Origin of the sequence: Streptomyces yangpuensis (genome assembly GCF_001005295.1) — a bacterium.
Taxonomy (GTDB): Bacteria; Actinomycetota; Actinomycetes; order Streptomycetales; family Streptomycetaceae; genus Streptomyces; species Streptomyces yangpuensis.
The window spans coordinates 657282-680913 of the sequence record NZ_LBMK01000003.1 but is presented as its reverse complement, the minus strand read 5'-3'; the positions used below and the strand labels follow the sequence as shown (position 1 = coordinate 680913).

At 71.0% G+C, this 23632-nt stretch carries 20 protein-coding genes and 2 pseudogenes; 9 read left to right on the top strand and 13 right to left on the bottom strand.

The genetic code is table 11. The annotated features are described in order from the left end of the window. Positions 1 to 36 precede the first annotated feature (36 nt). Positions 37 to 708, bottom strand: coding sequence for an ABC transporter permease (locus tag AAT21_RS18375; protein WP_046777916.1), 672 nt, complete (start codon positions 706 to 708; stop codon positions 37 to 39). A gap of 4 nt (positions 709 to 712) precedes the next feature. Then, complete coding sequence (locus AAT21_RS18370) at positions 713 to 1429, bottom strand: ABC transporter permease (RefSeq protein ID WP_046777915.1); 717 nt, start codon at positions 1427 to 1429, stop codon at positions 713 to 715. Positions 1430 to 1578: 149 nt separating this feature from the next. Between AAT21_RS18370 and AAT21_RS18365 the strand changes: the two genes are divergently transcribed. Then, a complete protein-coding gene (locus AAT21_RS18365) occupies positions 1579 to 2541 on the top strand; it encodes an ABC transporter ATP-binding protein (RefSeq protein WP_046777914.1) in 963 nt (320 codons plus the stop codon). Positions 2542 to 2639: 98 nt separating this feature from the next. Here the strand turns inward: AAT21_RS18365 and AAT21_RS18360 are convergent, their stop codons facing one another. After that, on the bottom strand, positions 2640 to 3749 hold the full coding sequence (locus AAT21_RS18360; protein WP_046777913.1) for an alpha/beta hydrolase: 1110 nt from the start codon (positions 3747 to 3749) through the stop codon (positions 2640 to 2642). 152 nt (positions 3750 to 3901) lie between these two features. Here AAT21_RS18360 and AAT21_RS18355 point away from each other — a divergent pair, with 152 nt between their 5' ends. The 6 genes from AAT21_RS18355 to AAT21_RS18330 all read left to right on the top strand — a co-directional run bounded on the left by AAT21_RS18355 (position 3902) and on the right by AAT21_RS18330 (position 8891). Then, positions 3902 to 5752: a phosphatidylglycerol lysyltransferase domain-containing protein gene (locus tag AAT21_RS18355; RefSeq protein ID WP_046777912.1), complete on the top strand. Its 1851-nt coding sequence runs from the start codon at positions 3902 to 3904 to the stop codon at positions 5750 to 5752. A gap of 162 nt (positions 5753 to 5914) precedes the next feature. After that, complete coding sequence (gene folP, locus AAT21_RS18350; RefSeq protein WP_046777911.1) at positions 5915 to 6787, top strand: dihydropteroate synthase; 873 nt, start codon at positions 5915 to 5917, stop codon at positions 6785 to 6787. A gap of 25 nt (positions 6788 to 6812) precedes the next feature. Then, the gene (locus AAT21_RS18345; protein WP_079025781.1) at positions 6813 to 7256 is read left to right on the top strand and encodes a nuclear transport factor 2 family protein; all 444 of its coding nucleotides are present in this window, start codon (positions 6813 to 6815) and stop codon (positions 7254 to 7256) included. A gap of 132 nt (positions 7257 to 7388) precedes the next feature. Continuing rightward, positions 7389 to 7748, top strand: a complete 360-nt coding sequence (gene folB, locus AAT21_RS18340; RefSeq protein ID WP_030010912.1) for a dihydroneopterin aldolase — start codon at positions 7389 to 7391, stop codon at positions 7746 to 7748. Continuing rightward, positions 7745 to 8353 carry a 2-amino-4-hydroxy-6-hydroxymethyldihydropteridine diphosphokinase gene (folK, locus tag AAT21_RS18335; RefSeq protein WP_046777910.1) on the top strand — a complete coding sequence of 203 codons (609 nt, stop codon included), beginning with the start codon at positions 7745 to 7747 and terminating at the stop codon, positions 8351 to 8353. Before folB ends, folK begins: the two co-directional genes overlap by 4 nt. Before the next feature lie 49 nt (positions 8354 to 8402). Then, positions 8403 to 8891, top strand: coding sequence for a DUF3180 domain-containing protein (locus AAT21_RS18330; protein WP_046777909.1), 489 nt, complete (start codon positions 8403 to 8405; stop codon positions 8889 to 8891). A gap of 53 nt (positions 8892 to 8944) precedes the next feature. On the opposite strand, the gene folE is transcribed toward AAT21_RS18330, so the two are convergent. From folE to dacB, 6 genes are all read right to left on the bottom strand, one after another. After that, positions 8945 to 9553: a GTP cyclohydrolase I FolE gene (gene folE, locus AAT21_RS18325; RefSeq protein WP_030845998.1), complete on the bottom strand. Its 609-nt coding sequence runs from the start codon at positions 9551 to 9553 to the stop codon at positions 8945 to 8947. 106 nt (positions 9554 to 9659) lie between these two features. Beyond that, positions 9660 to 11684, bottom strand: coding sequence for an ATP-dependent zinc metalloprotease FtsH (gene ftsH / locus AAT21_RS18320; RefSeq protein WP_046777908.1), 2025 nt, complete (start codon positions 11682 to 11684; stop codon positions 9660 to 9662). Positions 11685 to 11887: 203 nt separating this feature from the next. Continuing rightward, positions 11888 to 12448, bottom strand: coding sequence for a hypoxanthine phosphoribosyltransferase (hpt, locus tag AAT21_RS18315; RefSeq protein WP_030010907.1), 561 nt, complete (start codon positions 12446 to 12448; stop codon positions 11888 to 11890). A 65-nt stretch (positions 12449 to 12513) separates the two neighbouring features. Further along, positions 12514 to 13593, bottom strand: a complete 1080-nt coding sequence (tilS, locus tag AAT21_RS18310) for a tRNA lysidine(34) synthetase TilS (protein WP_046777907.1) — start codon at positions 13591 to 13593, stop codon at positions 12514 to 12516. A 310-nt stretch (positions 13594 to 13903) separates the two neighbouring features. Then, positions 13904 to 15058, bottom strand: coding sequence for a zinc-dependent metalloprotease (locus AAT21_RS18305; RefSeq protein WP_046777906.1), 1155 nt, complete (start codon positions 15056 to 15058; stop codon positions 13904 to 13906). A gap of 38 nt (positions 15059 to 15096) precedes the next feature. Continuing rightward, positions 15097 to 16536: a D-alanyl-D-alanine carboxypeptidase/D-alanyl-D-alanine endopeptidase gene (dacB, locus tag AAT21_RS18300; RefSeq protein WP_052757863.1), complete on the bottom strand. Its 1440-nt coding sequence runs from the start codon at positions 16534 to 16536 to the stop codon at positions 15097 to 15099. 163 nt (positions 16537 to 16699) lie between these two features. Here dacB and AAT21_RS18295 point away from each other — a divergent pair, with 163 nt between their 5' ends. Beyond that, positions 16700 to 17194 carry an inorganic diphosphatase gene (locus tag AAT21_RS18295; protein WP_030031597.1) on the top strand — a complete coding sequence of 165 codons (495 nt, stop codon included), beginning with the start codon at positions 16700 to 16702 and terminating at the stop codon, positions 17192 to 17194. Between the two features lie 168 nt (positions 17195 to 17362). Further along, on the top strand, positions 17363 to 19009 hold the full coding sequence (locus AAT21_RS18290) for a threonine/serine exporter family protein (protein WP_046777904.1): 1647 nt from the start codon (positions 17363 to 17365) through the stop codon (positions 19007 to 19009). A gap of 115 nt (positions 19010 to 19124) precedes the next feature. Here the strand turns inward: AAT21_RS18290 and AAT21_RS18285 are convergent. The 4 genes and pseudogenes from AAT21_RS18285 to mrdA all read right to left on the bottom strand — a co-directional run. Further along, positions 19125 to 19802: pseudogene (locus tag AAT21_RS18285) on the bottom strand (DedA family protein); the annotation flags it as partial. 119 nt (positions 19803 to 19921) lie between these two features. Beyond that, the gene (locus AAT21_RS18280; protein WP_046777902.1) at positions 19922 to 20680 is read right to left on the bottom strand and encodes a MerR family transcriptional regulator; all 759 of its coding nucleotides are present in this window, start codon (positions 20678 to 20680) and stop codon (positions 19922 to 19924) included. Positions 20681 to 20844: 164 nt separating this feature from the next. Next, a complete protein-coding gene (locus tag AAT21_RS18275; protein ID WP_046777901.1) occupies positions 20845 to 21357 on the bottom strand; it encodes a DinB family protein in 513 nt (170 codons plus the stop codon). A gap of 109 nt (positions 21358 to 21466) precedes the next feature. After that, positions 21467 to 23542, bottom strand: a pseudogene (mrdA, locus tag AAT21_RS18270) (penicillin-binding protein 2); the annotation flags it as partial. Positions 23543 to 23632 lie beyond the last annotated feature (90 nt).

Here is a 23632-nt window from a genome sequence, read left to right as displayed (position 1 = left end):
AGGAGGGGGATAAGGGGGACGGGACGGGGACGGGGATCAGCGGTGGGCGCCGGCCCGGGGCAGCAGCAGCCGGTCCGCCGCCACCAGCACGCCCTCCACCAGCAGCGCCAGCGCCGCCACGAGCAGGGCCCCGGCGACGACCTGCGGGGTGTTGTACGTGTTGAAGCCGGCGGTGATGATCCGGCCGAGACCGCCCTGGCCGACCATGGCCGCGATCGTGGCGGTGGCGACGACCTGCACGGCGCCCGAGCGCAGCCCGGTCATCACCAGGCCGCGCGCGAGCGGGAGTTCCACCCGCCAGAAGAGCTGCCCGCCGGACATGCCCATCCCGCGGGCGGCCTCCACCACCGAGCGGTCCACCTCGCGCATGCCCACGTACGCGTTCGTCAGCAGCGGCGGTACGGCGAACAGCACGAGGGCGGCGACCGTCGGCAGGTAGCCCGCGTTGCGCAGCGGGGAGACCATGAAGAGCGCCAGCACCGCGAAGACCGGAACGGCCCGACCGGCGTTGGAGACGTTGACCGCGAGGGTGCCGCCCCGGCCGAGGTGGCCGAGGTACAGGCCGGCCGGCAGCGCGATCGCGCAGGCGATCGCCAGGGCGAGCCCGCTGACCCAGACGTGCTCGGCGAGCCGGTGCCAGACACCGTTCTCCCCGGCCCAGTTGGCGCCGTCCGCGAGCCAGTCCCAGGCCCCTGCCACCGCACCCATGCCGTCAGGCCCCCTTCGCCGGTACGGACGGCCGGGCCCGGGCGCCGGTACGGGCGCCGGTACGGGTCCACGGCGTGAGCAGCCGCTGCAGGCCGAGCAGCAGCAGGTCCGCGCCGAGCGCGAGCAGGACGCACAGCACCGAGGCGGTGAGCACCTGCGCCTTGAAGGAGCTGCTCACCGCGGGCGCGATGAGGTTGCCCAGGCCGCCCTTGCCGACGATGGAGCCGACCGTGGTCAGCGCGACCGTCGAGACCGTGGCGATCCGGACGCCGGCGAGCAGCGCGGGCAGCGCCAGCGGCAGTTCGACCTGCCACAGCAGCCGCCCTGGGCCGTACCCCATGCCGCGCGCGGCCTCCCGTACCTCCTCGGGGACGGCCTCCAGGCCGGCCAGCGCGTTGCGGACCAGGATGGTCAGCGAATACAGCACCAGACCGGTCACGACCAGCGCCGCCGAGAGCCCGAAGACGGGCAGCAGCAGGGAGAACATGGCCAGCGACGGGACCGTGTAGAGCAGGGTGGTGAAGGTGAGCACGGGCGCCGCCCAGTGCCGGCCGCGGCGGGCCAGCAGGGCCAGCGGCACGGCCACGAGCAGGCCGATCAGGACGGACACGCCGGTGATCCACACGTGCTCGACGGTGGCGTCGGTGAGTTCCCGGGAGCGGGAGGTGACGTAGTCCCAGCAGATCCAGTCGTTCGCCACCAGGCAGTTCTGCCCCGACACCCATCTCACCCCCCGTCACCGAACGTACAGATGCTCGACCGTACGGCCGTGAACGACCCTAACCCCCCTCACTCCCGGTGGCCGGAATCTTTCGCAGGGGGCAACACTCCCTTCACATACGGACCACGCCTGTGAGGAAAGATGGGTGTGTGATCCGATTCGAGCATGTGACCAAGCGCTACCCCGACGGGACGACGGCCGTCGAGGACCTGTCCTTCGAGGTGGCGGAGGGAGAGCTGGTCACGCTGGTCGGACCGTCCGGCTGCGGCAAGACGACCACGATGAAGATGGTCAACCGGCTCATCGACCCGACCTCCGGACGGATCCTGCTGGGCGGCGAGGACATCGCCGCCGCCGACCCGGTCGAACTGCGCCGCCGGATCGGGTACGTCATCCAGCAGGTCGGGCTGTTCCCGCACAGGACCGTGCTGGAGAACACCGCGACCGTGCCGCAGCTGACCGGCACCCCCAGGGCCGCGGCCCGCGCCCGGGCGGCGGAACTCCTCGAACTGGTCGGGCTGGACCCGTCGGTGTACGGGAGCCGGTACCCGGAGCAGCTGTCCGGCGGGCAGCGCCAGCGCGTCGGAGTGGCCCGCGCGCTCGCCGCCGACCCGCCGGTCCTGCTGATGGACGAACCCTTCGGCGCGGTCGACCCGGTGGTGCGCGAGCGGCTCCAGAACGAGTTCCTGGCCCTGCAGAGGACCGTGCGCAAAACGGTCCTGCTGGTCACGCACGACCTGGAGGAGGCCATCCGGCTCGGCGACCGCATCGCCGTCTACGGGACGGGCACCATCGAGCAGTTCGACCGCCCGGCGGCGGTGCTGGGAGCCCCGGCCACCCCGTACGTGGCCTCCTTCGTCGGCGCCGACCGCGGGCTCAGGCGGCTCGCCGTCACCCCGCTCGGGGCCGGCGACCTGGCACCGGCGGAGGGGACCCGCCCGCAGGCGTCGGTGCCCCTCGGGGCGACGCTGCGCGAGGCGCTCGCCGCGCTGCTCCAGGAGGACTCGGGCCGCATCGGCGTCACCGACCCGGCCACCGGCGAGCTGGCCGGCATACTGACCCCGGAGGGCGTCCACCGGGCACTGCGCCGGGCCGAGTTGCAGGAGGCATGAGGCAGGGGCATGAAACGGGGGCATGAGACGGGAGCACGAGAAAGGGGCCCGACCCCGGTCGGACCCCTGTTCCCGCTGTCGCACCGCGCGGCCGGACGTCAGGCCTGGATGCGGCTGCTCATCCACGTCAGCATCGGCGGGATCTCACGGCGCCACGTGTTGAAGTTGTGGCCGCCGCTGTCGAGGATGATGGACGAGACCCGGTCCGGGCCCTGCACCTTCTTGATGAACTTCCTGGTGTCCGCGAGGTTCGGCTCGCCCTTCTCGCTGCTGGTGACGAGGAAGGACGTACCGGCCGGCTTCTTGTTCTCCATGACGTGCAGGATGTCCGCGCGCTTCTTCAGCTTCGCGTCCCCGTGGAACAGGTCACCGGTCGTCGGGTCGTCCGGAGCGTCGTAGTACGCGGACAGACCCGCGGCGGCACCGAAGGTCTGCGGGTAGTGCGCGGCGATCTTCAGGGCGCAGTAACCGCCCGTGGAGTTACCGATGAAGCCCATGTTCTCGGGCTTCTTGCCGACCCGGAAGGTGTCCTGGATGGCCTGCGGGAGGTCCACCCCGAAGAAGGTCTCGGTCTGCGGCCCGTCGGGGATGTCGACGCACTCGGTGTCGCGCGGCGGCGCCACCGTCGGGCGCAGCATGACCAGGATCATCGGCTTCATCTTGCCCGACTTGGACAGGCTGAACGCCTTCATCGGGTAGTCGAGCCCTTTGATCAGGTTCTCGGCGGTGCCCGGGTAGCCGGTCAGGACGATGGACGCCGGGAAGTTCTCGTCCTTGTGCTGCGGCTGGAAGTACTCCGGCGGGAGCCAGACGTAGCCCGGGCTCGTGATCTTCGACTTCTGCCCGGATATGGCGACCTTCAGGATCTGACCGCCCACCTGGGGCTTGGCGCCGCCGGGCACGTCCAGCTTCTGCTTGTCGACGACCTTGATGTCCTTGCTGCTCATCGAGTGGTCGACGACCTTGCCCATCGACGTCTCCTGGCCGAACAGGTCGGCCCAGGAACCGTAGAACAGGAAGGACTTGTTGGCCGCGAGCCCCACAGCCGAGAACAGCGCCAGCTGGGTCGCCAGCAGGAGCCCGATCCGGCCGGTGAACGCACGCCAGGTGCGGCCGGAGAGCTTCGGCCAGAACCAGATGGTGGCCGCGAACAGCAGCACACCGGCGAGGACGGCCAGCGCCAGGACCGTATTACTGGTGAGACCCATGAGCAGTCAGTCGACTTTCTGATGGCAGGACTGGAAATTTCCGGCGGAAGAGTGAACCCGTTCCCCGCCGCTGTCGTCCTAAGGGACGCACCACACACCGGAGGCTGTCGCGGCCTTCGGCCACTTGATCTCTCGCGGAGCAACGGGAAGCGATGTCTAGCAGGATAGATGGCGATAAGTCGGGACAGGTTCCGAGCCGGGTCCGCCGAATCCTCAGAGGCCCACAGCCTGAGTCGGTGCCCGGCCTGGTAGGTACGGCCGTCACGATCGTCGGCCTTCTGGACATCGCGGCGGGTGTCTTCCCCCGCTTCCGGCACAGCCGGATCCACGCGGTCACCGAGGTGCTCCCGGGTTCCCTCGGCCCGTTCGCGGCTGCCATGTCCATCAGCGCGGGCGTCCTGCTCCTGCTGCTCGCGCACGGCCTCAAGCGGCACAAGCGGCGCGCCTGGCGGGCCGCCGTCGTCCTGCTGCCCGCGGGCGCGGCCGCGCAGTTCGTCTACCGCCACTCGGTCATCAGCGTGGTCATCGCGGCGGTGCTCCTCGCGCTGCTCTTGCGCCACCAGGCCGAGTTCAAGGCGCTGCCCGACCCCCGCAGCCGCTGGAAGGCGCTCGCGAACTTCGTCCTCATGAGCGCGGGCTCCATCGGCCTCGGACTGGTCATCGTCAACGTCCACCCGGGCAAGGTCGTCGGCAACCCCAGCCTGTACGAGCAGATCACCCACGTCGTCTACGGCCTGTTCGGGTTCGAGGGCCCCGTCGACTACGCGGGCCGGGTGTCCTGGACCGTCGGCTACTCCCTCGGCGCGCTCGGCATGCTGACCGCGCTGACCACCATCTACCTGGCCTTCCGCCCCGAGCACCCGGCCGCCCGGCTCACCGCAGACGACGAGGCCCAGCTGCGCGGGCTCCTCGCCAGGCACGGCGGCCGCGACTCTCTCGGCCACTTCGCGCTCCGCCGCGACAAGGCCGTCGTCTTCTCCCCCAGCGGCAAGGCCGCCGTCACCTACCGCGTCGTCTCCGGCGTGATGCTCGCCTCCGGCGACCCGATCGGCGACGTCGAGGCGTGGCCCGGCGCGATCGAGCGGTTCATGGAGGAGGCCAAGGCCCACTCCTGGACCCCGGCCGTCATGGGCTGCAGCGAGACCGGTGGCGAGGTCTGGACCCGCGAGACCGGCCTGGACGCCCTGGAGCTGGGTGACGAGGCGATTGTCGATGTCAAAGACTTCTCCCTTTCGGGCCGTGCCATGCGCAATGTCCGCCAGATGGTGAAGCGCATCGAGCGCAACGGCTACACCACCAAGGTCCGCCGGGTCAGCGAGCTGACCGAGGAGGAGCTGGAGCAGGTCCGCGGCGCCGCCGAAGCGTGGCGCGGCACCGACACCGAGCGCGGCTTCTCGATGGCCCTGGGCCGGGTCGGCGACCCGGGTGACGGCGACTGCTTCATCGCCACGGCGCACCGCGTCGAGGAGGGCGACACCAGCCCCTTCGGCGACCTGAAGGCCATCCAGCACTTCGTGCCGTGGGGCAAGGACGGCATGTCGCTGGAGCTGATGCGCCGTGACCGCGGCGCCGACCCCGGCATGAACGAGCTGCTGATCGTGGCCTCCCTGGAGGCCGCCCCCTCCCTGGGCATCGAGCGGGTCTCGCTGAACTTCGCGATGTTCCGCTCCGCGCTGGCCCGCGGCGAGAAGATCGGCGCCGGCCCCGTCCTGCGGATGTGGCGCAGCCTGCTGGTCTTCCTCTCCCGCTGGTTCCAGATCGAGTCGCTGTACAAGTTCAACGCGAAGTTCCGCCCCCGCTGGGAGCCGCGCTTCGTGGTCTTCCGCGCCACCCGCGACCTGCCCCGCATCGGCTTCGCCGCGATGCAGGCCGAGGGCTTCGTGACGCTGGCCCTGCCGCGGCTCTTCGCCAGCCGCCGCCGTCCCAAGCCGGTCCGCACCTGCACGCACAACCTGATGGCGCCCGTCCCGAAGCAGGCCGAGCGCGAGGTCCAGCCCGCGTAGTCCCCGCCGGACCCGCGACACCCCCCGAAGGCCCGGTCAGCGCCCTGACCGGGCCTTCGGCGTGCCCGGCCCGGACCCCGTGGCCCTCATGGACCCTGCGGGGCCAGGGGGCGGAAACGGTGACAGGGGCTGTCATATCCAGGTCAGCCCTACCCTGGACCCATGAACACGAAGCGCGGAGCCACCGGCAGGGGCCGGGTCGCAGGTCTGCCGGAATGGGACCGCTGCGCGGTCATGGGCGTCGTCAACGTGACCCCCGACTCCTTCTCCGACGGCGGCCGCTGGTTCGACACCACCGCCGCCGTCAAGCGCGGCCTCGACCTCGTCGCCCAGGGCGCCGACCTCGTCGACGTCGGCGGCGAGTCCACCCGCCCCGGCGCCTCCCGCGTCGACGAGGAGGAGGAGCTGCGCCGCGTCGTCCCCGTGGTGCGCGGCCTGGCCTCCGAGGGCGTCACCGTCTCCGTCGACACCATGCGCGCGGCCGTCGCCGCCCGGGCCGTCGACGCCGGCGCCGCCCTGGTCAACGACGTCAGCGGCGGCCTCGCCGACCCCGGCATGATCCCGGCCGTGGCGGCGGCCGAGGTGCCCTTCGTGGTGATGCACTGGCGCGGTTTCAGCGCCGGCATGAACAGCCTCGCCGTCTACGACGACGTGATCGCCGAGGTCACCGCCGAGCTCCGGGCGCGGATCGAGGCGGTCGTCACCGGCGGCATCGCCCCCGAGCGGCTCCTCGTCGACCCGGGCCTGGGCTTCGCCAAGAACGCCGAGCACGACCTGGCCCTGCTCGCGCACATGGCCGACCTGCGAGCCCTCGGCTTCCCGCTGCTGGTCGCCGCCTCGCGCAAGCGCTTCCTCGGCCGGGTCCTGGCCGGCGGGAGCGACGCCACCCCGCCGCCCGCCCGCGAACGCGACGCCGCCACGGCCGCCGTCTCCGCGATCGCCGCCCACCAGGGCGCCTGGGCCGTACGGGTCCACGAGGTACGGGCGACCGCCGACGCGGTTCGGGTGGCCCGCGCCGTGGAAGGGGCACTCTGACCCTCATCGAACGACTAGGAGAACAGTGAGCAGAACCGACATCGAAGCGGTCGAAGAGGTCAACACGGCCTTCTACGAGGCAATGGAGCGGGGGGACTTCGACGCTCTGTCGGCGCTCTGGCTGGAGGACGAGATCTCCTGCGTGCACCCCGGCTGGCCGGTCCTCTCGGGCCGCGGCGAGGTACTGCGCTCGTACGCGCTGATCATGTCCCACACCGAGTACATCCAGTTCTTCCTCACCGACACCAAGGTGGCCGTCATAGGCGACACGGCCCTGGTGACGTGCACGGAGAACATCCTCAGCGGCGGCCCCGCCGAGGACGGCGGGGAGCTCGGCCCGCTCGTCGGCCAGCTGGTCGTCGCCACGAATGTGTTCCGACGCACATCCGAGGGCTGGCGCCTCTGGTCCCACCACGGTTCTCCCGTCCTCACGGAGTCCGACGAGGACGACGAGGAGCCCGCCTCCTGACCCCTACGGCGGGGGCCGGACTGTTTCGCAGGTAAATTCGAAGTCGGACGACGCCGACCGCACTCGGCGCGGGCCCATGGCCGCGGGGCAGCCCCGCGGCCGCAAGCACCTACGAAAGCAGGAGTGATTCGCGTGGATCGTGTCGCGCTGCGCGGCCTCAAGGCTCGCGGGCACCACGGCGTCTTCCCCCGGGAACGCGAGGAGGGCCAGACCTTCATCGTCGACCTCGTGCTGCACCTCGACACCCGCCCCGCGGCGGCCGGGGACGACCTGGCGAAGACCGTGCACTACGGGGTGGTCGCCGAGGAAGTCGTCGACGTGGTCCAGGGCGAGCCCGTCGACCTGATCGAGACCCTGGCCGAGCGGATCGCCCAGCAGTGCCTGAAGCACGAAGCGGTGGCGCAGGTGGAGGTCGTCGTCCACAAGCCGGACGCGCCCATCACCGTCCCCTTCGACGACGTGACCATCACGATCACCCGGAGCCGCGCATGAACAACGGACTGAACGCTCAGAGCGACCCCACCGTCCAGCCGGTACCCGCCGCCGTCGTCGAGACGGTCGACGCGGCGGACGTGACCCTGTCCAACCCGAAATGGGCCGTCATCGCGCTCGGCGCGAACCTCGGCAACCGCCTGGAGACCCTCCAGGGCGCCATCGACGCCCTCGGCGACACCCCCGGCCTGCGAGTCAAGGCCGTCTCCCCCGTCTACGAGACCGAGCCGTGGGGCGTCGAGCCCGGCTCGCAGCCCTCGTACCTCAACGCGGTCATCGCGGTGAAGACCACCCTGCCGCCGTCCTCGCTGCTGGAGCGCGGACACGCCATCGAGGAGGCGTTCGACCGCGTCCGCGAGGAGCGCTGGGGCCCGCGCACGATCGACGTCGACATCGTCGCGTACGCCGACCGCGTCTCGGACGATCCGGTCCTCACCCTCCCGCACCCGCGTGCCCACCAGCGCGCCTTCGTCCTGGCCCCCTGGCACGACATCGACCCGGAGGCACGGATCCCGGGCCACGGCCCGGTCGCCGGCCTCCTGGCCGGAATCGGCCTGAGCGGTGTCACGCCGCGCCCCGATCTGGAACTCCGCCTCCCCGAGTAGTCGTTAGTAGCCTGTTCACGGCTACTCGCTGAAAGTGGGGAACGGGCAAGTGAAGCAACTGAGGCCGGGGATCCTGGCGGGCATCTTCGTGGTCGCCGGGGTCCTGTCCTGGGCCGGCGCCCGGCTGTGGAACGCCTACGGCACCCTGCCGGGCGTTCCGCTGGCCGCGCCGATCGTCCTGGGGGTGATCGCCGTGGTGCTGCTGGCCACGGCGCTGTCCCTGAAGGCCCGGCTCAAGGCCCAGCGGGAGCGCCGCCCGGGCGCGAAGGGCGTGGAGCCGCTGATGGCGGCCCGCGCGGTGGTCTTCGGGCAGGCCAGCGCCCTGGTGGCCGCGCTGGTGGCGGGCATGTACGGCGGTGTGGGTGTCTTCCTGCTGACCGACTCCCTGGACGTCCCCGCCCGCCGCGACCAGGCCTGGTACGCCGCCTTCTCGGTCCTCGCGGGCATCGCGGTCATCGCGGCCGCCCTCTTCCTGGAGCGCGTCCTGAAGCTCCCCGAGGACGAGGACCCCACCCCGGAATCCCCGGCCCGCGCCTGACCCGGCCCCGGGGCCGGGCCGGCCGCGCCCCGGGGCCGGGCCGGCGCATCGGGTCAGCGGGCCATGATCAGGCTCATCGCCTCGTTGCGGGTCGCGGGGTCGCGGAGCTGACCGCGGACCGCCGAGGTGATGGTCTTCGCGCCGGGCTTGCGGACCCCGCGCATGGTCATGCACATGTGCTCGCACTCGATGACCACGATGACCCCGCGCGGGTCCAGGATCTCCATCAGGGAGTCCGCGATCTGCGTCGTCAGGCGCTCCTGCACCTGCGGGCGGCGGGCGAACACGTCCACCAGGCGGGCCAGCTTCGACAGGCCGGTGATCTTCCCGTCGGTGGACGGGATGTAGCCGACGTGGGCGACGCCGTGGAAGGGGACAAGGTGATGTTCACATGAACTCATGACTTCGATGTCCTTCACGAGGACCATCTCGTCGTGGCCCAGGTCGAACGTCGTCGTCAGCACCTCTTCGGGCTTCTGGTACAGACCGGCGAATATCTCGCGGTACGCACGCGCCACGCGGGCCGGTGTCTCCAGGAGGCCCTCTCGGTCCGGGTCCTCGCCGACCGCGATCAGGAGTTCACGGATCGCCGCCTCCGCGCGCTTCTCGTCGAACTCGCCGATCCTGCCCTCGTCACCTGTCAGGGTCACTGGGTCGGTCATCTCATCCTCGTTCCTGTCCGCACACGCGGTCGTACAAATGTGCCGCGCCCCCCAGGCTAGAACCTGGGGGGCGCGGCTTCCATTCCGGGTGGGTCGAGCCCGACCGTTACTCCGGGCGGTCCTCCGGAGCCACCTCGATGCCCTTCTCCGTGGAGACCGGCGCGACGGCGGACGTGCCGTTCGCCGCGTTCGTCAGCTGCAGCTCCTTGGGGGAGAGCACCGGCGGACGGGTGGAGGGGGTGCGGCGGGAGGAGCCGGTCCACGCGGGGCGGGCCGGGCGCTTGACGATGGTCGAGAAGATCTCGGCGATCTCCTCCTTGCCGAGCGTCTCCTTCTCCAGCAGTGCGAGGACCAGGTTGTCGAGGACGTCACGGTTCTCGACGAGGATCTCCCAGGCCTCGTTGTGCGCGGTCTCGATGAGCTTCTTGACCTCTTCGTCGACCAGCGCCGCGACCTCTTCCGAGTAGTCCCGCGGGTGCGACATCTCGCGGCCCAGGAACGGCTCGGTGTTGTCGCCGCCGAACTTGATCGCACCGAGACGCTCGGTCATGCCGTACTGCGTGACCATGGCCCGCGCCGTGGCGGTGGCCTTCTCGATGTCGTTCGCCGCGCCCGTGGTCGGGTCGTGGAAGACCAGCTCCTCGGCCGCGCGCCCGCCCAGCATGTACGCCAGCTGGTCGAGCATCTCGTTGCGCGTGGTCGAGTACTTGTCCTCGTCGGGCAGGACCATGGTGTAGCCCAGGGCCCGGCCGCGGGACAGGATCGTGATCTTGTGGACCGGGTCGGAGTTCGGCGAGGCCGCCGCGACCAGGGCGTGACCGCCCTCGTGGTACGCGGTGATCTTCTTCTCGCGGTCCGACATGATCCGGGTCCGCTTCTGCGGGCCCGCCACGACGCGGTCGATCGCCTCGTCCAGCATGTGGTTGTCGATCAGCTTCCTGTCCGAGCGGGCCGTGAGGAGCGCGGCCTCGTTGAGGACGTTGGAGAGATCGGCACCGGTGAAGCCGGGGGTGCGGCGGGCGACGGCCGAGAGGTCGACGTCCGGGGCGACCGGCTTGCCCTTCTGGTGGACCTTGAGGATCTCCAGACGGCCCTGCATGTCGGGACGGTCGACCGCGATCTGCCGGTCGAAGCGGCCCGGGCGCAGCAGCGCCGGGTCGAGGATGTCGGGGCGGTTCGTGGCGGCGATCAGGATGACGCCGCCCTTCACGTCGAAGCCGTCCATCTCGACGAGCAGCTGGTTCAGGGTCTGCTCGCGCTCGTCGTGGCCGCCGCCGAGGCCCGCACCGCGGTGCCGGCCGACGGCGTCGATCTCGTCGACGAAGACGATCGCCGGGGCGTTGGCCTTGGCCTGCTCGAACAGGTCGCGGACACGCGAGGCACCGACACCGACGAACATCTCGACGAAGTCGGAACCGGAGATCGAGTAGAAGGGAACACCGGCCTCGCCCGCGACGGCGCGCGCGAGCAGGGTCTTTCCGGTGCCGGGCGGGCCGTAGAGCAGCACGCCCTTGGGGATCTTGGCGCCGACCGCCTGGAACTTCGCCGGCTCCTGGAGGAACTCCTTGATCTCGTGGAGCTCCTCGACGGCCTCGTCCGAGCCCGCGACGTCGGCGAACGTCGTCTTCGGGGTGTCCTTGGTGATGAGCTTGGCCTTGGACTTCCCGAAGTTCATGACCCGGGAGCCGCCGCCCTGCATCTGGTTCATCAGGAACAGGAAGACCACGACGATGAGGACGAAGGGCAGGAGCGAGAGCAGCACGCTGAGGAACGGGCTGGTCTTGTCCGGGGTGACGGAGTACCCGTCCGGGATCTGACCGGCGTCGTACTTGGTCTGGAGGCTCTGGGCGAGCTGGACGCCCTGATCCCCGATGTAGTTGGCCTGGAACTTGGTGCCGTCGTGCTTGCCGAGCTTCTCGCCTTGCTTGAGCTCAATCTTGATCATCTGGCTGTCGCCGGTGGTCAGCTTGGCTGTCTCCACCTGGCCAGTGTTGATCGCCTTGATGACCTCGCTGGTGTCCACCGACTTGTAGCCGCCGCCGGAGCCGACGACATTCATCAACACGACCACGGCGAGGACGGCCAGCACGATCCACATGACCGGCCCACGGAAGTATCGCTTCACGTCCATCCATACGGGGTGCCGGGCACCCCGTCCCTCCTGCCCGTAGGTAAATGCTGCTGTGTGAGTAAAGACTGTTCTTCGGAATGTACCCCTGAATTGTCACCCGCGGCCCGTGGGACGGCTGACAGACCCGCCTTCCCCTGCTCCAACGGCGGGAATCGCCCCCAGGTTCCCCGGCGGCGCCGTGGATTCCCGGGGGCGGGACGGGGTCAGCCGCCGTAGACGTGCGGGGCGAGCGTGCCGACGAACGGCAGGTTGCGGTACTTCTCCGCGTAGTCGAGGCCGTAGCCCACGACGAACTCGTTGGGGATGTCGAAGCCGACCCACTTCACGTCGATCGCGACCTTCGCGGCCTCGGGCTTGCGCAGCAGCGTGACGACCTCCAGGGAGGCCGGCTGGCGGGAGCCCAGGTTCGACAGCAGCCAGGACAGCGTCAGACCGGAGTCGATGATGTCCTCGACGATCAGGACGTGCTTGTCCTTGATGTCGGTGTCCAGGTCCTTGAGGATCCGCACCACACCGGAGGACTGGGTCCCGGCGCCGTACGAGGACACCGCCATCCAGTCCATGGTGAGCGGGGTGGACAAGGCGCGCGCCAGGTCCGCCATCACCATGACGGCGCCCTTGAGGACGCCGACGATGAGCAGGTCCTTGCCCGCGTACTCCGCGTCGATCTTCGCGGCCAGCTCGGCCAGCTTCGCGTCGATCTCTTCCTTGGTGATGAGCACCGACTGGAGGTCGTTGCCCATGTCCTTCTCGTCCACCCGCATCACTTTCGTTGTCGGCCGGGGCTCCGAGGTGTCCCCCGGAGGACTCAGCCGTGTTTCAGCACCAATCAGCCCTGCCGGATGACAAGTCTGCCACCCTGCCGCTGGGCCTCCACCCGGCCGGGCAGGTTGATGGCGCCCTGGCCGCGCCATCCGGTGATGAGGCGGTCGACTTCCTCGATGTGGCGGGCGAAGAGGGAGCCCGCGGGCGAGCCCGCCGCGACGACGGCCCTGCGCAGCACACGGCGGCGGACGGCCGGGGGCAGGGCGTACAGCTTGGCGCACTCCAGGCGCCCGTCCTCGTCGCGTACGCCGCCCTCCGCCTCGGCGGCCCAGGCGTCCAGGGCGTCGGCGTCGTCGCGGGAGAGCTGGGCGGTGCGGGCAAGGGCCTCCACGACGCCCTTCCCGAGCGCCTTCTCCAGGGCGGGCAGTCCCTCGTGGCGCAGGCGGGAGCGGGGGTAGGCGGGGTCCATGTTGTGCGGGTCGTCCCAGACGGCCAGGGACTGGACCATGCACGCCTTGCGGGCGGTCTGCCGGTCGACCTGGAGGAAGGGGCGGCGGTAGCGGTGGCTGCGGCCGGGGCGGCCGGGGCCACCGGGGCCGCCCGAGACCTCCGGCATGCCGGAGAGCGAGCGGATGCCGGATCCGCGGGCCAGTCCCAGCAGGACGGTTTCCGCTTGATCGTCCCGGGTGTGGCCGAGCAGTACGGCGGCGGCGCCGAGGCGGTCGGCGGCGTCGTCCAGGGCGCCGTAGCGGGCGTCGCGGGCGGCGGCCTCGGGACCTCCGTCGCGGCCGACGCGCACGGCGACGGACTCCACCGGGTCGAGGCCGAGGGCGGTCATGCGGGAGACGACCTCGGCGGCACGCTGGTCGGAGCCGTCCTGCAGTCCGTGGTCGACGGTGATGCCGCCGGCCCGGATGCCGAGTTTGGGGGCCTCGAAGGCGAGCGCCGAGGCGAGTGCCATGGAGTCGGCGCCGCCGGAGCAGGCGACGAGCACGAGTGGCGGGGTGCCCGCGCCGGTGCGACGGTCGGCACGGGGGATCCCTCCGGACGGGGTCCGGGGGAGGTCGGTGAGCTCGGTGAGGACGTCGTGGAGTACGCGGCGGACCGCCAGGCGTATCGCCGCGACCGCAGGATGGGGACCCATGTCCGGTGCCCTTCGATGGAGTTCGGATGCCTCGGAGGCTTCGGGGTGGTGTGCTGGGAGGTGCTTGCCCGGCTGCCCCCGCGGAACGGGAGGATGTCACTCAGAGTGCGTCGATGGTGACAGAACCGAGCCGTTCCCCGAGCATCGCACGCCCTTATACGGCTCACGGTCCCTCGGAAGGGTGATGCTGCTTCCCCCAGTGAGACATGTTTAGGCCTCTCCGTCACGTGTGGCGCGGGTGAACGCGAGGGAAGCCGCGGGGCTGCGCGGGGCGGGCCCGCCGCTCCCCGGCGGGCCCGTGCTCCCGGCGTCACCCCTGCCGGCGCTCTCCGCCCCCCTCGCTCCCCTTGCCGTGGACGCGGGCGACCCAGTCGGCGGGCCGGTCGATCTCCGCCTTGGTGGGCAGTGTGTTCGGGGAGGTCCAGACCCGGTTGAAGCCGTCCATGCCGACCTGGCCGACGATGGCCCGTACGAAGCGCTCGCCGTCGCGGTACTGGCGCAGCTTGGCGTCGAGGCCGAGCAGCTTGCGCAGGGCGGCGTCGAGGCGGCCCGCTCCGCTGGCGCGGCGCTGCTGGAACTTCTCCCGGATCTCGGCGACCGAGGGCACCACCTGGGGGCCGACGCCGTCCATGACGAAGTCGGCGTGTCCCTCCAGCAGGGACATGACGGCCGTGAGGCGGCCGAGGATCTCGCGCTGCTCGGGGGTCTGCACGAGTTCGACGAGCGAGCGGCCCTCGTCGTCGCCGCTCTCGGCGTCGGGGCGGGCCCCGGCGAAGGACTGGGCGGCCTCCCGGATGCGCTCCAGGACCGTCATGGGGTCCACGTCGGTGGCGCCGAGGAACGTCTGGATCTCGCCTTCGAGGTGGGCCCGCAGCCACGGGACGGCCGTGAACTGGGTACGGTGCGTCTCCTCGTGGAGGCAGACCCACAGCCGGAAGTCGTGCGGGGCCACCTCCAGCTCGCGCTCGACGTGCACGATGTTCGGGGCGACCAGCAGCAGCCGGCCGCCCGCCGCGGCGGCCGGCAGGTCGCGGGAGGCGGGTGCGAAGGTCTCGTACTGGCCCAGCACCCGGGAGGCCAGGAAGCTGAGCAGCATGCCCAGCTCGACGCCGGTGACCTTGCCGCCGAAGGCTCCGAGGACCGCTCCGCCGGGGGCGTTCGCCCGGCGGTCCTGCATCTTGCCGAGGAGCGGCATCAGCAGCTCCCGGAATCCGGCGACGTTGGCCTTGACCCAGCCGGCCCGGTCGACGACCAGGACGGGCGTGTCGGGGACGGCGGCCCCCTCGGGGATCATCCGGGTGAACTCGCGCACGTGCCGTTCCGAGGTCCTGGCGTGCCCGCGCAGTTCGGCGACGACGGCCCGCGCCTCGCCCCGGGTGACCTCCGGGCCGGGCCGTACCAGCCGGGTCGCGGTCGCCACCGCGAGGTTCCAGTCGACCATCTCCGCACCACTGATGCTCGTCATGCGTCAACCGTACGTGGGCGAGCCGTCCGGCGGACCCCCTACGGAGCGCCCGCGACGGCCGCGGCCAGCTTGTCGAGGCCCTTCTCGGCGCCCTCGGGGCCGGGGCTGTTCGCGGTCAGGAAGGCGAAGGCGAGGAGCCTGCCGGTGGCGTCGACGACGGTGCCGGACAGGGAGTTCACCCCGGTGAGGGTGCCGGTCTTGGCGCGGACCAGGCCGGCGGCCGGGGAGCTGCCGGCGTTGCGGGCGCGCAGGGTCCCGGTGAACCCGGCGACGGGCAGCCCGGTGAGGACGGGCCGCAGCTCGGGGTGGTCCGGGCCGGCGGCCTTGGCGAGCAGGCCGGTCAGCAGGCCGGCGCTGACCTTGTCCGCGCGGCTGAGGCCGCTGCCGTCGGCGAAGCGGGAGCCGGCCGTGTCGAGGCCGAGGCCGGCGAGCCTGGCGGTGACGGCCTTCTCGGCCCCTTCGAAGCTGGCGGGCTGTCCGGAGGCGAGGGCGGTCTGGCGGGCGAGGGCCTCGGCGATGTCGTTGTCGCTATTGGTCAGCATCCGTTCGACGAGCCCGGCCACAGGGGTGGACTGGGTGACGGCGAGCGGCTGGGCGCCGGCGGCGGCCTTGGCCCGGACGGGTTCCCCGGTGACCTTGACGCCGCGTTCCGCCAGCAGGGTGCGGAAGGCTCGGGCGGCGGCCCCGGCCGGGTCGTCGGCGCGGTCGACCGGTCCGGAGGTGGAATCGTCGGGGCGGCCCTCGTCGGCCGCCAGGGCGGTCACGGGGGCGATGTTGGGGTTGACGCCGATCGGGTGCCGTACGGGGCCGCTGTAGAGGCTGTCGTCGTAGGCGAGGGTCACGGTGTCGGTGCCGGCGGCCTTGAGTGCCTGGGCGGCATCGGCGGCCAGGGCGACGAGGCTGCCGCCGGATCCGGCGGGGCTCTTCTTCTTCGCGGTGAGGGAGGGGTCACCGCCGCCGACCAGGACGACCTGCCCGGGGGTGGCGCCGGGCACGACGGTGGTCCTGATCCGGTGCTCGGGTCCGAGCGCGGCCAGTACGGCCGCCGCGGTGGCGATCTTGACGGTGGAGGCGGGGGTCATCGCCTCGCGCGCCCCGGACTCGTACAGGACCTGCCCGGTGGCGGTGTCCACGACGGAGGCGGTACGGACGGTGCCGAGCGCCGGATCGGCCAGCAGCGGCCGCAGCCTGGCGGCCAGCGCGTCGGCGGGCGCGGCGGCAGCCTGACCCCGCGGGACGCCGGGACCGACGGCGCCCAGCACTCCGGGGGCGCTGGGCGCGGCCTGCGGGAGGGGCCCGGCGGCGGCGCCGCCATCGTGATCTGCGCCACCCGTACGGCCCCAGGAGGCGGCCTTGTCCCGCTCGGCCTTACGCTGGCCGGAGTCCCACGGACCGGCGGCGGTCACCGCTGCCACCGACAGGGCGAGGCCGGCGACGGCCGCACCCGCGGTGAGCTGCCAGGTCTTGACCAATGGCACCTCGGACCAGCCCCTTTCGCGATCACACATATGCGTGAGGGACACTTAACCACTGCGTCTTGCCGCGAGCATGGCACCCCACCCGACAGGGATGGGCCGGACGCGCACGCAGTTGAATCAATGCCGTCTCGAAGCAATGAAGCTGATCATGGAGGAGCAGGACGTGGAGTTCGACGTCACCATCGAGATCCCCAAGGGTTCGCGGAACAAGTACGAGGTGGACCACGAGACCGGCCGGATCCGTCTGGACCGTCGCCTCTTCACCTCGACCAGCTACCCGGCCGACTACGGCTTCGTCGAGAACACCCTCGGCGAGGACGGCGACCCGCTGGACGCGCTGGTCATCCTTGACGAGCCGACCTTCCCGGGCTGCCTGATCAAGTGCCGCGCCATCGGCATGTTCCGCATGACGGACGAGGCGGGCGGCGACGACAAGCTGCTCTGCGTGCCGGCCTCCGACCCGCGTGTCGAGCACCTGCGCGACATCCACCACGTGTCCGAGTTCGACCGCCTGGAGATCCAGCACTTCTTCGAGGTCTACAAGGACCTGGAGCCGGGCAAGTCGGTCGAGGGCGCCAACTGGGTCGGCCGCGCCGAGGCCGAGGCCGAGATCGAGGCCTCCTACAAGCGCCTGGAGGCGCAGGGCGGCCACCACTGAGCTCGCGCTCGGCGGTGACGGGCCGGGGCGGCGCCCCGCGCCCCCTGTGACACGGCGGGCGGCATCCCTCGGGACGCCGCCCGCTTTCGCGTTCCCGGGGCCAGGTTTCGACGGGGAGGAAACGGTTCCGCATACTGATACTCCGGGTGATCACGAACGGGAGGACGCGTGGCGGAGGCCGACGGGGCGGAGGACAGGAAGCCTCAGTCCGACGAAGCGCACAGCGCCTTCACGCCGCCTCCCGGCACCGGGCCGGAGGTGTCCGCCGACGATCAGCCCACCTCGGAGTTCGTCCGCCCGCCGAACACCGGACCGGTCCCGCCGGAGCCCGAGGGCTCGGCCTTCGCCGCGCCGGCCACCTACAGCGCCGCGCAGTCCCCGCCCGCCTACACCCCCGGCCAGGGCTTCCCCGTCGTCCAGCTGACGGAGTCCCCCTGGCAGGACCGCATGCGCACGATGCTGCGCATGCCGGTCGACGTGCGCCCCGTACCGGACCTGGTGCAGCGGCCGAGCGAGACCGGGCCCGCGGTGGGCCGCGTGCTCGACCTGACGCTGCGCATCGGCGAACTGCTGCTGTCGGGCGGCGAGGGCTCCGAGGACGTGGAGGCCGCGATGTTCGCCGTGGCCCGCTCCTACGGGCTGGACCGCTGCGAGCCGACCGTCACCTTCACCATGCTGTCGATCACGCACCAGCCGTCGCTGGTCGACCACCCGGTCTCGGCGAGCCGGACGGTACGCCGCCGGGGCACCGACTACACGCGCCTGGCGGCCGTGTTCCGGCTGGTGGCCGACATCAGTTCGCCGGAGACCGACATCTCGCTGGAGGAGGCCTACCGGCGCCTCGCCGAGATCCGGCGCAACCGGCACCCGTACCCCACATGGGTGCTCACGGCGGCCGCCGGGCTGCTCGCCGGGGCCGCCTCGATCCTGGTCGGCGGCGGGGTGCTGGTCTTCTTCGCGGCCGCACTCGGCGCGGTCCTCGGGGACCGGCTCGCCTGGCTGTGCGCCGGGCGCGGGCTGCCCGAGTTCTACCAGTTCGTGGTCGCCGCGATGCCGCCGGCCGCCTTCGGGGTGGCGCTCAAGCTCGCGGAGATCGAGAACATCAAGGCCTCCGCCGTGATCACCGGCGGGCTGTTCGCGCTGCTGCCTGGGCGGGCCCTGGTCGCGGCCGTGCAGGACGGCCTGACCGGCTTCTACATCACCGCCGCCGCCCGGCTCCTGGAGGTCATGTACCTCTTCATCGGCATCATCATGGGCGTGCTGGTCGTGCTCTACCTCGGGCTGCAGCTGGGCGCCTCGCCCAAGCCCGAGGAGGTCCTCCAGATCACCCAGCGGCCGCTGGTGCAGATCGCGGCGTCGATGGTGCTCGTCTTCACCTTCGCGATCCTCCTCCAGCAGGAACGCTCCACGGTGTGGATCGTGACCCTCAACGGCGGGGTGGCGTGGGTGGTCTTCGGGGCCCTGCACTACGCAGGCGGGATCCCGCCCGTGCCGTCCACGTGCGTCGCTGCCGGGCTGGTGGGCCTCTTCGGGCAGCTCTTCTCCCGCTACCGCTTCGCGTCCGCCCTGCCGTACGTCACGGCCGCCATCGGGCCGCTGCTGCCGGGCTCCGCAACGTACTACGGGCTGCTGCTGATCGCCGAGGACCGGCTGAACGAGGGGCTGGGCTCCCTGGTGAACGCCGCGGCCATCGCCCTGGCCATCGCGATCGGGGTCAACCTGGGCTCGGAGACCTCCCGGCTGTTCATGCGTATCCCCGGGGCGGCGAGCGCCGTCAAGGGCCGCGCCGCGGCCAAGCGGACCCGCGGCTACTGAGGACCGTCACACGCCGACGGGCCGCACCCCCTGCCCCGGCGGGGCGGGCGTGCGGCCCGTGCGGCGTGTCGTCCTGCGCGTGGTGTCAGCGCTTGGCGTGGCGCCCGCGCTGGCCCGGGGACTGCGGGCTGGCGCCGTCGGCGGCGACCGCGTCCGGCGCCTGGCCGGCGTTCGCCTTGTTCTCCTTGCGGGCCTTCAGGACCTCGAAGACGACCGGGAGGACGGAGACGAGGACGATGCCGACGAGGATCGGCTCGACGTTCGTCTTGATGAACTCGATCTGGCCGAGCCAGTAGCCGGCGATGGTGACGCCCGCGCCCCAGCCGATACCGCCGATGATGTTGTAGGTCAGGAAGGTGCGGTACTTCATCGTGCCGGCGCCGGCGACCATCGGGGCGAAGGTACGGATGATCGGCACGAAGCGGGCCAGCACGATGGCCTTGGGGCCGTGCTTGTCCATGAACTCGTGCGCCTTGTCCAGGTTCTCCGCCTTGAAGAGCTTGGAGTTCGGCCGGTTGAAGAGCTTCGGCCCGAAGTACTTCCCGATCATGTAGCCGACCTGGTCGCCGATGATCGCGGCGGCGACGATCAGGGTGCAGACCAGCCACAGGGGCTGCTTGATGTACTGCCCGTCCGCGACCAGCAGGCCCGCGGTGAAGAGCAGGGAGTCGCCGGGCAGGAAGGCGAAGAGACCCGACTCGGCGAAGACGATGACCAGGATGCCGATCAGGCCGAAGTGCGAGATCAGGTAGTCCGGGGACAGCCACTCAGGGCCGAGCGCAAGGGTATACACGGGTTCCGGGCTCTCCTGGATCGGGGGAAGAACAGCGATGGGGGCGGTTTCAATTATCAACGCACACGACCCCCGCCCGGTTCCAGGTACCGGCGGGGGTCGTGTGCGTGACATTCCGCTTACACCCTGCGCACACCGTTCGCGAGGATCGCGTCCCTCAGGTGCGCCGCGAAGCCCGGCTTCATGGCGTCGTAGAACGCCGTGAACCGCTCGTCCGTCACGTACATCTCACCGAGGCACGTGTGCATCTCGTACGGGCAGTCGTAGAACCAGCGGTGGACGTGCAGACGGTGCTCCTCGGCCAGGTCCATCGCCCGCTCGCCGTCGGCGGGTTCGCCCGCCTCCATGGCCGCCACGTACCGGCGGCCCCACTCGGCGGACTCGTCCTGCATCCGCTGCCAGTCCGCCTTGGTGTACGAGGCCGCGCGGCGCTGCGACTCGGCGTACGCCTCGGTGCCGCCCCAGCGCTCCTCGGCCTCCTGGGCGTAACGCTCCGGGTCCTGCTCCCCGAAGACCTCGAACTTCTCCTCGGGCGTGAGGTTGATGCCCATCTTCTTCGCCTCCATGGCGTGCTCAACGGCCTTGGCCATCTGCTGGAGCCGGGCGATCCGGTCGGTCAGCAGGGCATGCTGCCGGCGCAGATGCTCCTGAGGATCCGATTCCGGGTCGTCCAGCAGGACCGCGACCTCGTCGAGGGGGAAGCCGAGCTCCCGGTAGAACAGGATCCGCTGCAGCCGGTCCAGGTCGGCGTCGTCGTACCGCCGGTGTCCCGCGTGGCTGCGGCCGCCCGGGGAGAGCAGCCCGATCTCGTCGTAGTGGTGCAGGGTGCGCACCGTGACCCCGGCGAAACCGGCCACCTGGCCCACTGAGTAGCCCATCCCTTCCCTCCTCTGTTCGGGTACGCCCCCCACTGTGGTTCCTCACGCCGCGTGAGGTGCAAGTCCGGTCCGGCGGCTACTTGCTCAGCCCCCGGTAGCGGCCCACCGCCAGCGGGAAGAAGACCGCCGAGCAGCAGCAGCGGCCAGGTGCCACGGGACAGCCCTCAGCCCATCGCCTTGGTGCCGTCGATGGATTCGCGGATGACGTCCGCGTGACCCGCGTGCCGGGCGAACTCCTCCACCAGGTGCAGCAGCATCCAACGCACCGAGACCTTGGTGTCCTTGGGGAACCACGGCGCCGGCGGCAGCGGGAAGGCCTCGTCCAGGCTCGCGGCGGCGGCGACGTAGGCCTCCGTCTCCTGCCGGACGCCGTCCCAGAAGGCCAGCACGGACGGGATGGACTCGCCCTCGACGAGGCGGAAGCTGTCGCTGTAGCTCGCCTCGTCGCGCAGCCGCTCGTTCGGCCGCTGCTGGGCCAGCCGCAGCCAGTTCAGCTCGACCTCGGCCACATGCTTGAGCAGCCCGGACAGGGAGAGCTCGCTGGCGCTCGGCCGGCTCGCGGCCTGCTCCTCGTCGAGCCCGGCGAGGGATGCACGGATCGCCGCGCGCTGGGACTCTACGAAGGCGAGGAGCGTGCCGCGCTCGTCGCCGGGGACCTCGGTGGAAAGCTGAGCCATGACCGGACCGCCTCTGCGTGGTGTCGCCGGGGGCCTCTCCCCCGACACCTCATACGCTACGGAGGATCTAGGTCAGGGTGTGTCCTAGATCCTCCGGTCAGTTCGGGGAGATCTCCCCGTCCGGCCGGATCGCGGGCAGCGCCGTGGCGGGCGTGGGCAGCAGGGCCTTGGTGAGGTCCTGCTTGCCCGTCGGGTCGAGCCCGTACATCGCCTCGTAGATCTTGCGGACGGCGGGTCCGGAGGCCCCGGAGCCGGTGCCGCCCTGGGAGATCGTCATGACGATCGCGTAGTCCTCGGTGTACGAGGCGAACCACGAGGTGGTCTGCTTGCCCTGGACCTCGGCCGTGCCGGTCTTGGCGTGCATCGGGATCTGCTTCTGCGGCCAGCCGCCGAAGCGCCAGGCGGCGCTGCCGTCGGTGGCCACGCCTTCGAGGGCCGCGTCGATGTTGTCGCGGGTCTTCTTGTCCATCGGGAGCTTCCCCCGCTCCTTGGGGGCGATCTCCTTCACCGACGTCCCGTCGGCGCTGACGACCGCCTTGCCGACGCTCGGCTGGTGGAGGGTGCCGCCGTTGGCGATGGCCGCGTAGACGGACGCCATCTGGACCGGGGTGACGAGGGTGTCGCCCTGCCCGATCGAGTAGTTGATCGCGTCACCCTCGCGCAGCTGGTTGCCCTGGCGGCAGTTCTCGTAGGCGATCTTCTCGGCGAAGCTGCCGTTCTTCTTGCCGTCCCGGCACCAGGCGTCCTTGTTGGCGTCGAAGAAGTCCTGCTTCCACTTGCGGTCGGGGACCCGGCCGGGCACCTCGTTGGGCAGGTCGATGCCGGTGCGCTTGCCCAGACCGAACTCGTGGGCCGTCTTGAGGAACCAGTCGTTGGGGTTCTTCTTCGGCTTGATGCCCCCGTCCTTCTTCCACTCCTGGTCCGCGATCAGGTAGTAGACGGTGTCGCAGGAGACCTCCAGGGCCCGGCCGATGGTGATGTCGCCATAGCCCTGCGACTCGAAGTTCGTGAAGGTCTGACTGCCCACCGAGTACGAGCTGGGGCAGGGGTAGCGGTTGTTGAAGGGGTAGCCGGCGTTGACCGCGGCGGTCGAGGTGACCACCTTGAAGATGGAGCCCGGCGCCGCCTGCCCCTGGATCGCCCGGTTCAGCAGCGGGTAGTTGGACTCCTTGTCGGTGAGGGCGGCGTAGTCCTTCGCGGAGATGCCACCCACCCAGGCGTTGGGGTCGTAGGTCGGGTTCGAGGCCATCGCGACGATCCGGCCCGTCCTGGTCTCCATCACCACGACCGCGCCCGAATCGGCCTCGTAGTTGCGGTTGGTGTTCCTGTCCCTGACCTTGCGCGCTTCGATCATCGCGTTGTTCAGCTCACGCTCGGCCACCGCCTGCACGCGCGAGTCGATCGAGGTCACGATGTTCGAGCCGGGCTGCGCCGGGTCGGTCTGCCCCTGCCCGATGACACGGCCGAGGTTGTCCACCTCGTAGCGGGTGATGCCGGCCTTGCCGCGCAGCTCCTTGTCGTAGGTGCGCTCCAGGCCGGAGCGGCCCACCTGGTCGGAGCGCAGGTAGGGGGAGTCGGTCTTCTTCGCCTTGGCGATCTCCTCGTCGGTGACCGGGGAGAGGTAGCCCAGCACCTGGGAGGTGTTGGCCTGGTCCGGGGCCGCGTAGCGGCGCAGCGCGGTCGCCTCGGCCGTGATGCCGGGGAAGTCCTCGGGGTGCTCACGGATCTGCAGCGCCTGCTCGGTGGTGGCCTCGTCGCTGACCGGGATCGGCTGGTAGGGGGAGCCGTTCCAGCAGGGCTGCTTGGTCTTGGAGTCGCAGAGGCGGACCTTGTCGACGACCTCCTGGGGGTCCATGCCCAGGACCCCGGCGAGCCGGATCAGGACGGACCTGCCCTTGTCCTTCATCGTCAGCAGCTCGGTACGGCTGGCGGAGACGACGAGGTGGGTCGCGTTGTCGGCGAGCGGGACCCCGCGCGAGTCGAGGATCGAGCCGCGCACGGCCGGCTGGACCACCTGCTGGACGTGGTTGTTCTTCGCCTCGTCCGTGTAGTCCTGGCCGTTGCGGATCTGGAGGTACCAGAGCCGTCCGCCCAGCGTGAGCAGCAGGGAGAAGACCACGACCTGGATGACGACGAGCCGGTTCTGGACCCGAGGGGTCCGGCCGGTCTCCGGTATGTTGCTCAACTCGATCTCCCCCGGGCGGCTGCCTACGCCCGGCCGAGTCTAATGACCCGGGGGGTGTCCGGCGGCACCCCCTAGAACCGGCGGCACCCC

What these genes read in the sequence shown, in the direction of transcription:
- AAT21_RS18375 (WP_046777916.1), bottom strand. Translation starts at nt 708, where the DNA reads ATGGGTGCGGTGGCAGGGGCCTGGGACTGGCTCGCGGACGGCGCCAAC.
- AAT21_RS18360 (WP_046777913.1), bottom strand. Translation starts at nt 3,749, where the DNA reads ATGGGTCTCACCAGTAATACGGTCCTGGCGCTGGCCGTCCTCGCCGGT.
- AAT21_RS18355 (WP_046777912.1), top strand. Translation starts at nt 3,902, where the DNA reads ATGTCTAGCAGGATAGATGGCGATAAGTCGGGACAGGTTCCGAGCCGG.
- folP (WP_046777911.1), top strand. Translation starts at nt 5,915, where the DNA reads ATGAACACGAAGCGCGGAGCCACCGGCAGGGGCCGGGTCGCAGGTCTG.
- folK (WP_046777910.1), top strand. Translation starts at nt 7,745, where the DNA reads ATGAACAACGGACTGAACGCTCAGAGCGACCCCACCGTCCAGCCGGTA.
- folE (WP_030845998.1), bottom strand. Translation starts at nt 9,553, where the DNA reads ATGACCGACCCAGTGACCCTGACAGGTGACGAGGGCAGGATCGGCGAG.
- ftsH (WP_046777908.1), bottom strand. Translation starts at nt 11,684, where the DNA reads ATGGACGTGAAGCGATACTTCCGTGGGCCGGTCATGTGGATCGTGCTG.
- hpt (WP_030010907.1), bottom strand. Translation starts at nt 12,448, where the DNA reads ATGCGGGTGGACGAGAAGGACATGGGCAACGACCTCCAGTCGGTGCTC.
- tilS (WP_046777907.1), bottom strand. Translation starts at nt 13,593, where the DNA reads ATGGGTCCCCATCCTGCGGTCGCGGCGATACGCCTGGCGGTCCGCCGC.
- AAT21_RS18305 (WP_046777906.1), bottom strand. Translation starts at nt 15,058, where the DNA reads ATGACGAGCATCAGTGGTGCGGAGATGGTCGACTGGAACCTCGCGGTG.
- AAT21_RS18280 (WP_046777902.1), bottom strand. Translation starts at nt 20,680, where the DNA reads ATGGGCTACTCAGTGGGCCAGGTGGCCGGTTTCGCCGGGGTCACGGTG.
- AAT21_RS18275 (WP_046777901.1), bottom strand. Translation starts at nt 21,357, where the DNA reads ATGGCTCAGCTTTCCACCGAGGTCCCCGGCGACGAGCGCGGCACGCTC.